General features: G+C 73.8%; 3 protein-coding genes. 2 read left to right on the forward strand and 1 reads right to left on the reverse strand.

The annotated features are described in order from the left end of the window. The first annotated feature begins 261 nt into the window (after positions 1–261). Together ACFU7Z_RS38385 and lepB are read left to right on the forward strand one after the other, a co-directional pair. The gene (locus tag ACFU7Z_RS38385; protein ID WP_049649676.1) at positions 262–597 is read left to right on the forward strand and encodes a chorismate mutase; all 336 of its coding nucleotides are present in this window, start codon (positions 262–264) and stop codon (positions 595–597) included. Positions 598–875: 278 nt separating this feature from the next. Then, the gene (lepB, locus tag ACFU7Z_RS38390; RefSeq protein WP_063780047.1) at positions 876–1664 is read left to right on the forward strand and encodes a signal peptidase I; all 789 of its coding nucleotides are present in this window, start codon (positions 876–878) and stop codon (positions 1662–1664) included. Here the strand turns inward: lepB and ACFU7Z_RS38395 are convergent. Continuing rightward, the gene (locus ACFU7Z_RS38395; protein WP_380782755.1) at positions 1627–2721 is read right to left on the reverse strand and encodes a DMT family transporter; all 1095 of its coding nucleotides are present in this window, start codon (positions 2719–2721) and stop codon (positions 1627–1629) included. The genes lepB and ACFU7Z_RS38395 overlap by 38 nt on opposite strands. Between the last annotated feature and the right edge of the window lie 127 nt (positions 2722–2848).

Genomic DNA, 2848 nt, shown 5'->3' on the forward strand with positions numbered 1-2848 from the left:
TGCTGAGGGAGCGTGTTCGCGCGGTCACTTCCGGTCATGCGGGCCCCAGCCTACGGGCAGGGGCCTCCCCGCTGCGGCGTGTCACGCCGCAGCGGGGAGGCGGTGCGCGGTGCCGGCGGGCGGCTCCGGGGCACTGTCCGGATCGTGGACGGTTCTGTTCGACGGTGCGGGGCCGGAGCGGGGGCCCTGTTAGATTTGCCCGGGCCCGAGCCCGGCCGGCGTACGGTCGGGCGCCCACTCCAGACACCGGGAGCCGCCCCGATGACGGACCACTCCACGACCCCCGACGCCGCTCTGCCCCAGGGGATCGACGACGCCGTACGGGCTGAGCTGACCAGCCTGCGCGAGAGCATCGACAACATCGACGCCGCGGTGGTCCACATGCTGGCCGAGCGTTTCAAGGCGACCCAGCGGGTCGGCCGGCTCAAGGCCGAGCACAAGCTGCCGCCGGCCGACCCGGCGCGCGAGCGGGACCAGATCAAGCGGCTGCGGGAGCTGGCGGCGGGGGCGAAGCTGGACCCGGTCTTCGCGGAGAAGTTCCTGAACTTCATCATCGCCGAGGTCATCCGCCACCACGAGGCCATCGCCCGCGCCTGACCGGGCCGGAGGCCGCACGCCCGGAGGCCGGAGGCCCCCGCGCCCGGAGCCCGCACCCCACCCGGAGACGGAGACGGAGCAGACCGCCGGCAGCGGGCCCCGGTCGTTCCCGGCCCCTCCCGGCCGTTCCCAGGTGACCCCCGGTGATCCCCGGTGCGACCCCAGGGCTCCTCCGGGACACCCGGCGATGTCGGCGGCGGCTAAATGACCGATTTCGTCAGGCTCCACGGTTGGCGTAGCGTGCAGGTTTCCCCAGCCGGAGAGGTGGAGCAGCGACGATGGCGGTGAACCTGCCCGAAACGCCCAGCGGGGCCGGAGCCCCCAGCGGCTCCGCGTCGAACGTCCACGAGGTGTCCGGCGGCCGCGCCGAGGCCCGCCGTCGGGCGCGCGGTTCGCGCGGCCGTACGGACCGCCGCGCGGGCCGGCGTCCCCGGCCGTGGTGGATCGAGCTGCCGGTGATGGCGGCGGTCGGCCTGGTGGTCGCGCTGCTGATCAAGACCTGCCTGTTCCAGGTGTTCACCATCCCGTCCGGCTCGATGGAGAACACCCTGCGGATCGGCGACCGGGTCGGCGTGAACAAGCTGGCGCCGCTGACCGGCTGGGAGCCGGAGCCGGGGCAGCCGGTGGTGTTCAAGGACCCGGGGGGCTGGCTGCCGCCGCAGCCGACCGACCCGAACCCGGTCACCAACGCGGTGAGCTCGGTGCTCAGCTTCGTCGGCCTGGTGCCGCCGAAGGACGACAACTACCTGGTCAAGCGGGTCATCGCGACCGGCGGCCAGACCGTGCAGTGCGAGGGCACCACGCTGACCGTCGACGGGCGGAAGGTCGACGAGCCGTACCTGCACCCCGGGGACGACTCCTGCGCCGGGCTGGACTTCGGGCCGGTGAAGGTGCCTTCGGGCTACGTCTGGGTCGAGGGCGACCACCGCAGCGACTCCGCGGACTCCCGGTACCACCAGCACGGCCCGGGCGGCGGCGCCGTGCCGGTGGACAACGTGGTCGGCCCGGTGTCGGCCGTCGTGTGGCCGCTCAGTCACCTCGACTGGTTCGGCTGGACCGGCCGCTGATCCCGCGCTCGGCGGCCACCCGGTCGGGGGCCCCGGGCCCGGCGGCTCCAGGGCCGTCGGCCCCCGCGTCTGAACCCGAGCCCGAACCCGTTCCCGAGCCCGTCCCTGAAGCCGTCCCCGAACCCGCCTCCGCGGGCTTGCTCGCCTGCGCCGCGAAGGCGCCGGTCAGCACCAGCAGGCCGCCCGCGATCTGCGGCACCCCGAGGTGCTCGCCGAGCAGCACCCAGGCCGTCACGGTGGCGACCACGGCCTCCAGGTTGGCGACCACCCCGGCGATCGGCGGCGAGAGGTAGCCGACCGAGATCACCCCGGTCAGGTAGGCGAGCACGGTCGCGATCAGGACCATCCACGCGGCCGGGACGAACGCGGGCAGGGTGTGCCCGTTCATCACCACCGACCCGCCGAGCCGGCTCCAGTCGGCCTGCCACGGCCGGGTGAGGACGGTGAGCAGCACCGCGCCGACGAGCAGCCCGAACGCGCTGACGGCGAGCGGGTCGACCGGGCGGTCGCCGTGCCGGCCGGCGTCGGCGAGCACGAAGTAGCCGACCTGGCAGAAGGCCGCGCCGAGGGCGAACAGCACGCCCAGCGCGTCGAAGCTCAGACCGTTCCAGACCTCGACCACGCAGGCCAGCCCGGCCACCGCGACGCCGGCGCCGATGGCCGCGCCGCGGGTGATCGGCTTGCGCTGGACGAACTTGACGTAGCCGATCAGCAGTGGCGGGCCGAGGTACTCGATGAGCAGGGCGACGCCGACCGGGATGCGGGAGATCGCCGCGAAGTAGCAGGCCTGGACGCCCGCCACGGCGAGCAGGCCGAAGCCGAGCAGCAGGCCGGGGCGGCGCAGGACGGCGTCCCGGTGCCGGTAGGCGATCGGGAGGAGTGCCACCGCCGCCCCGGTGACGCGGAGCCACACCACGTGCAGGGGGGAGAGTCCGGCCTCTATCAGCGGCTTGGCCGCGGTGCCGGAGCCGCCGAAGGCGAAGGCGGAGACGAGCGCGAGGCCGAGGCCGAGGGTTCTGCCCGAAGGGAGGGTGGGCGAGGCCGTTGATCTGTGCACGGCCGCATTGTGACAGTCATACCAATGATCGGGTAAGGCGCCATTCCGTCATTCGGTCCTGCCCTTCACCGTACGCAGCGGCGAAATCACTCGGCCCCGGCCGCCCGGTCTCAGCTGAGAGCGGGCG

Source organism: Kitasatospora sp. NPDC057518 (genome assembly GCF_042802075.1).
Classification (GTDB): Bacteria; Actinomycetota; Actinomycetes; order Streptomycetales; family Streptomycetaceae; genus Kitasatospora.